The sequence below is a fragment of the Cryobacterium sp. TMT1-2-2 genome (assembly GCF_004403505.1).
Classification (GTDB): Bacteria; Actinomycetota; Actinomycetes; order Actinomycetales; family Microbacteriaceae; genus Cryobacterium; species Cryobacterium flavum.
The window spans coordinates 366,212-373,430 of the sequence record NZ_SOGS01000007.1; the positions used below are offsets into that span (position 1 = coordinate 366,212).

7 protein-coding genes and 1 pseudogene are annotated in these 7,219 nt (G+C 61.7%); all 8 read right to left on the reverse strand.

Going from position 1 to position 7,219, the window contains the following annotated elements:
• Positions 1-70: 70 nt before the first annotated feature.
• Positions 71-868 (reverse strand): M23 family metallopeptidase, encoded by a 798-nt coding sequence (locus tag E3T35_RS07035; RefSeq protein ID WP_134346867.1) that lies wholly within the window; start codon positions 866-868, stop codon positions 71-73.
• 198 nt (positions 869-1,066) lie between these two features.
• Positions 1,067-1,669 carry a DUF305 domain-containing protein gene (locus E3T35_RS07040; protein ID WP_134346868.1) on the reverse strand — a complete coding sequence of 201 codons (603 nt, stop codon included), beginning with the start codon at positions 1,667-1,669 and terminating at the stop codon, positions 1,067-1,069.
• Between the two features lie 94 nt (positions 1,670-1,763).
• Positions 1,764-2,222, reverse strand: a complete 459-nt coding sequence (locus tag E3T35_RS07045; protein WP_134378233.1) for a hypothetical protein — start codon at positions 2,220-2,222, stop codon at positions 1,764-1,766.
• Between the two features lie 19 nt (positions 2,223-2,241).
• Positions 2,242-3,627 carry an MFS transporter gene (locus E3T35_RS07050; protein WP_134378234.1) on the reverse strand — a complete coding sequence of 462 codons (1,386 nt, stop codon included), beginning with the start codon at positions 3,625-3,627 and terminating at the stop codon, positions 2,242-2,244.
• Positions 3,620-4,012, reverse strand: a complete 393-nt coding sequence (locus E3T35_RS07055) for a metalloregulator ArsR/SmtB family transcription factor (RefSeq protein WP_304997051.1) — start codon at positions 4,010-4,012, stop codon at positions 3,620-3,622. The genes E3T35_RS07050 and E3T35_RS07055 overlap by 8 nt, the downstream gene beginning before the upstream one ends.
• A gap of 395 nt (positions 4,013-4,407) precedes the next feature.
• Positions 4,408-5,622, reverse strand: coding sequence for a chromate efflux transporter (gene chrA / locus E3T35_RS07060; RefSeq protein ID WP_134378235.1), 1,215 nt, complete (start codon positions 5,620-5,622; stop codon positions 4,408-4,410).
• A gap of 482 nt (positions 5,623-6,104) precedes the next feature.
• Positions 6,105-6,872, reverse strand: coding sequence for an ATP-binding protein (locus tag E3T35_RS07065; protein WP_134378256.1), 768 nt, complete (start codon positions 6,870-6,872; stop codon positions 6,105-6,107).
• Positions 6,872-7,219 (reverse strand): annotated as a pseudogene (locus tag E3T35_RS19725) (hypothetical protein); the annotation flags it as partial. The pseudogene E3T35_RS19725 and the gene E3T35_RS07065, both read right to left, overlap by 1 nt.

Sequence of the window (7,219 nt, forward strand, 5' to 3'; positions counted from 1 at the left end):
AGGCCCGGCGATTCCGAGTAACGACAATACCGTCACCGCGACAACTGCGACCCTCCTGAAAGTCCTGTGCTTAGCCAAGAGAGACCCCCCGAGCGTTCATGAATGGTTCCGCATCGATGCGTTCACCGTCGACGCGTGTTTCAAAATGTACGTGGCAGCCGCTGGATGCACCGGTTGATCCCACGATCGCGATGATCTCACCGGCCACAACCAGCTGACCGGAGTCCACGAGAAGCTGACTGTTGTGGGCATATCCCGTCTCGACACCGTTGCCGTGGTCGATGAGAATCCAGTTGCCGTAGGAGCCCTGGTAGCCCGAGGTGACAACTTTGCCTCCTGTAGCCGCGAAGACGGGCTGGCCGCAGGGTGCCGCTATGTCGGTTCCGTTGTGGAAGTCGCCGACACCATCAACGGGCTTGTTCGGGCGAGAACCGAACGGGCTCGATATCCGGCCCAAAACCGGCAAGGCCCAGCCTTCATCGCTGATCTGGCCCGGGCTCAGGCTCGCCCACTCCCCATTGCTGGCGAGGTCGGTGTACGAGGCCGGTTCGGGCGCTTCCGTGATGGTGTATCCGTCGCGTTCGATGAGAACGGATGCTGCCCCAGCGGCGCTGACGCTTTGCAGATCGTCCGTCGGGGCGGCGCTGCTGGCTGCGGCGGCCTGTGGCGTGTTCGTCTTGACCACGAGCGCGGGCAGGGACGTGCTGATCGCGAAGAGTGCGATCATCGCCATGGCGCTGCCGGCCGCAGCACGTTGGCGAAGCGGGATCTGTCGAGGAACAACCTTCGCGGGTCGGGCAGCTTCCGATGGGCCGGATCGGCCCGTCCGCAGCATGGCTTCCATGGCGCGCAGATCGCGTCGCGCCATGGGTGGAGTGGCGCCGGAGATGTGGGGCGCCGTGGCGACGTGACCGGTGCTATCCACGGATCACCGCGCTAGCGAGGTGAACCAGAGGGGGAGTGTGACGGTGATGCATACTTATGTCCTTGCGGGTCATTCGGGAAACGAAGGTTTGGCTCCACGGGCGCTCTCTTCCAAAGAAGAGCGCGCCCCGAACGTGTCGCTTTAGAGCGACGCGAGGAGCTCGGCCATGACGGCAATTTCAGCCGTCTGCGACTTGACAATGTTGGCGGCCATGGCCTGGGCGTCCGCATTCTCACCATCATCGACTTCGAGCTGCGCCATCGCGACAGCGCCCTCATGGTGCACCGTCATCTGTTCGAGGAACAGGGTGGCGGCCTGGATTCCCGAGGCGTCCTGCAGGGCCATCATGTCGTCGTCAGACATCATCCCGTCGGAGCCGCCACCCATGCCGGACATGCCGTCCATGCCCGACATGCTGCTGTCATCCTCGCCCCACGCCGTCAACCAGTCTTTCAGCTGCGTGATCTCGGGTTCCTGGGCAGCCTTGATCTCGGTTGCGAGATCGGTGACGCTTTGGTCGATACCGTCCTTGGCGAGGAGGTCATCGCTCATTTGAACGGCCTGCTCGTGATGGGGGATCATCATCTGCGCGAAGGTTACGTCCGCTGAATTGAAGGCCGCTGTGGTTTGGCTGGCCGAGGGGCTTACTGAATCGGGGGCGGGACTGCCACCGGCACAGGAGCTGAGAGTCAGTGTGGCCGCGAGTGCCACAGCCGCATACAGAAAAGTTCGTGGTTTGAGCATCGTTCATCCATTCGTCGATAAGTTGTAGACATCGAGTGGCCGTGGGCACGGCGTAGTTCCGAGGCCATGTGCTGGCTCGGAACTACCTCTCGGTTTAAACGCGACAGATGGAGAGACGGGTGAGGCTGGGGCGCTGAGCCGGCAGAGCGCTGGTGCGCCAGGATTTCAAGATGTGGCCGCCGGCATCGAGCAGGCGCCGATACGTGGCCGGAAGCCGAGTCAGGAAAACCATCACGACGAGGGTCAGTAGCAGGACGCACGTCATTGCCAGCAGAGCGCAATCAAGCATTCCGTTCAGGCTTCCGGACGTGATAGCCGCGACGACGGGAGCGGCCATGACAGCAGTCATTCCCATCACTGAAGATTGCTCAGTAGTAGCCGATGAAGCAGCAACATTTGATGACGCGGTGGCCGGCGTGTGCATGGAATGCCCGGTCGCCTCGGAATGAATGGCAAAAACCGCAAAAAGCAGCGCGGCCAAGGCAAGCAACGAGATGAAAGGCGACACAGAGACGGGTGCAAACATCCGTCCTACCGCACGCTTCAGCGTCATTTCACCTACTTCTCTGCACTCAGTCCACGACTGAACTGCCAATGTCTTCCTTCGCAGAGTACCCCACCGTGAGCAGCGAATCCTGAATGCCAGTTTTACCAAAGCACTGCCACGGATCCGGACACCCCCTTCCGCGGGCAGCACGACACGCAGCGCGCCCTTCTCTCAGACCGCGATTGGCGCATCCATCGGTGATGAGGTTGTTGCCTGAGCTGTCCACGCACGAAGCGCGATGATGCCTGCGACTATTCCGATGCCGGCGAGTACCGCTGCAGTGGGGTGCCAATCCGAGCAGGGCGCCGAGGATCCCGGCGAGAGGGTAGGTGACGATGAAGCAGACGTGAGAGAGCGAGAACTGTGCAGCAAAGACGGCCGGTCGATTCGTTTCGTCGGACGAGCGGCGCAACAGTCGTGCCGACGGAGTCAGAATGAGCGCGGTCGCGGCGCCGAGCACGAACCAGATCAGGAGAAGACCAGACCAGGTCAAGGTGGTTGTTGGCAAAGAAACAAAGCCGGCGAGGGCCAGAAGCCCCACTGGTAATACAGAGCAGCCGAGCAGCATGACGGTTCGGTCGGCGAAGCGCTCGAGTACCCGGGGCAGCGCGAGCGCGACGAGCATGGACCCGAATCCGTAGCAGGCCAGGGCGAGAGCGAAGTCGGACTGAGCGCGGCCGAAGTGGCTTTGCACAAGCACGACGGTGTTGACAATGACCATGCCGGTCGACGTCGCGACGACCATGTTCATAGCGAGCAGAGCGCGCAATTGCGGTGTGCGCCAGAAAACGCGTGCGCCGCGGGTGAGGCGCTCCCAGAACGGTGTCGGAGGGGAGACATGGTGTGCCGGCAGGGTTGCTGTGAGCACAAGCAGGGCGGAGCCGACGAAGCCTACGACAGTTCCCACGAACAGGGAGTGGTAGCTGATCACGGTCAACAGAGCGGCGGCCAGAATCGGGCTCAGGAGGGATTCGAGGTCGTAGGCCAAACGAGACAACGACAGCGCCCGGGTGTAGTCGCTCTCTTTCGGAAGTACGGCCGGGATGAGGGCCTGAAATGCCGGGGTGAACGTGGCCGAGGCGGCCTGCAGCACGAAGATGAGCACATAAATCTGCCAGGCCTCAGTGACGAACGGCAGACAGAGCGCGACGATCGCGCGCAGCACATTCGCTGACACCAGCAGAGTCTTGCGCGGCACGTGCGCCGTCAGGGCGGAGATCACTGGCGCGATTCCGACATAGGCGACCATTTTGATGGTCAGTGCGATGCCGAGCACGATGCCGGCGTCGCCGCCGGCCAGGTCGAAGGCGAGCAGGCCCAAAGCTACGGTGAGCAGTCCGGTGCCGACCAACGCCACGATCTGCGCGCTGAACAACCGGCGATACGTTCGGTTGCGCAGAACCTCAAGCATGAGCGCCCGCATCGTGGGCCGCAGCCGACGTCTCAAGCGGAAGCCGGTGGTGCGCCGGTGTGCCCTCGACGGCATGTTCAGCCTGGAAAATCGCATCCGCGACGAGCTGGCGGGCATGCTCATTGGCCAGACGGTAGAACACCCGCGTGCCCTCGCGGCGGGTCGCCACGATACGCCCCAGCCGCAGCTTCGCGAGGTGCTGGGATACGGCCGCTTGAGACTTGTTGACTGTCTCGGCGAGCTCGTTGACCGACAACTCCGTGTCGCGGAGGGCAAGAATGATGCGGATACGTGTGGCATCGGCGAGCATCGCAAAGACTTCCACGGCCAGCTCGACGTACTCTCCATCAGAATCAAGCGTACACATCTTCTTATCTGCATTTATACGCAGATTATTGCACAGTATCCGCTGTCAGGACAGTGGCGTTGGCCGGATGGGATCGACGGTCCAAGCCACAGATGAGACCCGAACGACTCGGAGCCCGCCCTGGTTGTCACGTCTTCCGTAGACCCGAATGCGCGGTATGGCGTTCATGCACATGGCGGCTTTGGCCGAGATATACCTGACCATCAAACGCGAGATTTAAGGTTGCGGAATTGACCATATTGTTTCGCGAGATAGTTACAAGAAACTTCAAGCCGCACAAGCCAAGCCGAGTGTTGGAGTAGACCGCGGCGGCATCGCGCCGCGTCATAGCGGGAATGAGACAGTCATCCCCGTGTCGAATCTCATTCAAAGAGGGGGGCGCTAACGTCGTTGGAGCCGGGATCGCTATCTGTTTAAAGCATTTCTTCGGGCAGAAGAGTAAGCACTATCCCGCCGACAGCACCGACGCCTACGACAGCCCAAGCCGGTATGCGCCACGCGATGAGCAGCACGAAACACAAGAGAGCCAGGACGAATGGGGCAGGACCCGTGATCGAATTTGTAAAAACTGGGTCATACAAGGCTGCGGCGAGGATACCGACAACCGCAGCGTTCGCGCCGCGCATGAGCGCTTGCGCCCACGCTCGCAATCGAAACGCATTCCAGAACGGTAATACCCCGATGAAGACAAGTAATCCTGGCAGGAACACACCAATTAAGGCGAGAGTGGCACCTGCGTTACCGCCCGGGCCCACGGTTGAGACGGTGCCGAGATACGCAGCGAATGTGAACAAGGGGCCGGGTAGCGCCTGCGCCGCGCTGTATCCGGTGAGAAATTGATCCGGAGAAACCCATCCCGGATCCAGGACTCCGGCTTGCAACAACGGCAAAACGACGTGACCGCCGCCAAACACCAGCGCCCCGGCCCGGTAGAACGCGTCGAACACTTCAATCGTCTCCCATTCGGTCGCGGTAGCCGCAACCGGTAACGCGACCAGCAAGATTGCGAAGAGCGACAGGCAAACCCATCCGGCGGCACGGGAGACCGGGAATCGGATCATTTCAGTCACGGTGCCGGAGCCAGCACGGCACCAGATCAGGCCAGCACACGCGCCCGCCACAAGAGCGATGATCTGACCCATTGGTCCCGCGAGCAGAAGCGCGCTGAGAACAGCAATCACTGCGATGGAAGCGCGAGCAGGATCGGGGGTAATGGTACGTGCCATTCCCCAGACAGCCTGAGCGACAATCGCTACGGCGACGATCGTGAGTCCAAGGATGATCCCGGAACCAATCTCGCCGTGAAATAAGCTCGCACCGTAGCCAAAAGCCACCATCAGGATGGCAGAGGGGAGAGTGAAAGCGAGGAACGCGGCGATAGCCCCCAGCGGCCCTGCTCGGTACAGGCCCAGACCGAATCCGACCTGGCTCGACGCAGGGCCTGGGAGGAACTGCCCGAGCGCGACGAGATCTGAGTAATCGCTATCGCTAAGCCATCTGCGGCGTTGGACCAACTCCTCACGGAAATATGCGAGATGTGCCACCGGGCCCCCGAAGGATGTTAATCCCATTCTCAAAAATACCCAGAAGACCTCCCAGGCGCTCTTACGCACGCGAGGTTCAACCATGCGGCCTTCCGAGGCTATTGCTTGGCCCACTCCCCACGCGTTCGGCCTGATATTCCGCTTGTGAGTTACTTTTCTGGACACAAATGAAGTGTCGCACGCTCCGGTTAACGAGCGGATACCCCCCTGCACCGCAGGGAGATCGCCAAGATACGTGACGTGCTGGACCAAGGTCCAGAGGTTAGAGGTTAGAGGTGAGAAAGTAGAACAAGAAACCGAGAGGAAACGCCACTCCGGCGAGGACGATGAGCTCTCCATCGCAGTCGTGTGCCCCAGCCGGTGCGGGGCGTCATTCTGTTCGGCCTTGATCAGGACTCTCGTTAAGAGCCATGGCGACAGCCCGGCCAATGATCGGGTTCGATCACCTCTGCCGAAAACTTGACGGTGGCGAGTAGCGCTTGATGGTAGCGCCAGTCCACGCAGTTGGTAGCAAAGTTCTGACGAGGTGGTAGCGGCCCGGGCTTGGTGCCCGGGCCGCCGTGGTGTTATTCCCAGTAGTCCTTCTGGGCGCGGGCTTGGTCGTTGCGCTGCTGGCGCATGTCGATCTGGCCGAGTTTGATGATGCGGGCGTTGTTGGCCAGGCGGTTCACGATCGAGTCCGCTGCAACTCGGTCCGGCAGCTCGGCGACCCAGTACGCGGGTCCGGTCTGCGAGGCGATCATCGTTGGGAGGCGGTGTTCCCGGTTAGCGAGGATCGCGAACAGATCGTTGCCAGCGTCGCTGTCGATGCCGACGGTGAGGAAGTCGTCGATGATGAGCAGGTCGATGTTCGAGAGCTCGTTCAACAGCTTCTGGTGGGCGATGGCGTCGCCGCGAGCGATGACGAGCTTTCGGGCGAGGTCGTCCATCCGGAAGTAGAGTACCGAGTGCTCGCTCTCGCAGGCGCCGATGGCCAGTGCGCAGGCGAGGTAGGTTTTCCCGCCTCCGGTGGGCGAGATGATCAGCAGGTTTGTCGCATCGGAGCGCCAGTCGTGGGCGGCATAGCGTCGCATTCTGACTTGGGTGATGCCGCGTCCCTCGCGATAGTCGACCTCGGCGACGGTGGCGCCCGGGATCGGGAACGCAGCCTGACGGATGAGTTTGTCGACTTTGTTGATGCGTCGGGACTCCAACGCGTCGTCGACTGCGGTGAGGAACAGCTGCTCGGGGGTGAGGGTGTCGTTGGCTTCGTCCTGGATGAGTTCCTCCAGCCGGGTCGCGACGTGGGTCACGCGCAGAGCCCGGAACTTGTCGTAATCAACGCTGGTGAACATCACTTCCCTTCCTCGTCGCGGGCGTAGTGCGAGGCGTCACGGACATAAACATCCGGCATGGTGTCGCGGAACACGACGGTGCTGACGCGTTTGCGGGTGGAGGCGGCCGGGACCATCGGCCGGGACCATCGGCCGGGGTTTCTTCGCATCGCTGTCGATCGCGGCCATNGGACCATCGGCCGGGGTTTCTTCGCATCGCTGTCGATCGCGGCCATCAAGCGTTTCAGTGTCGAATAGGTCGGATGGGCGCTGCGGTTCACGAGCTCCTGGCAGGCCGCCTCCAGCCGTTGCCGGTTGTTTTTGCCGAGCCCGTCGAGGATGTTCTGGCAGGACAGGTAGCCCTGCGC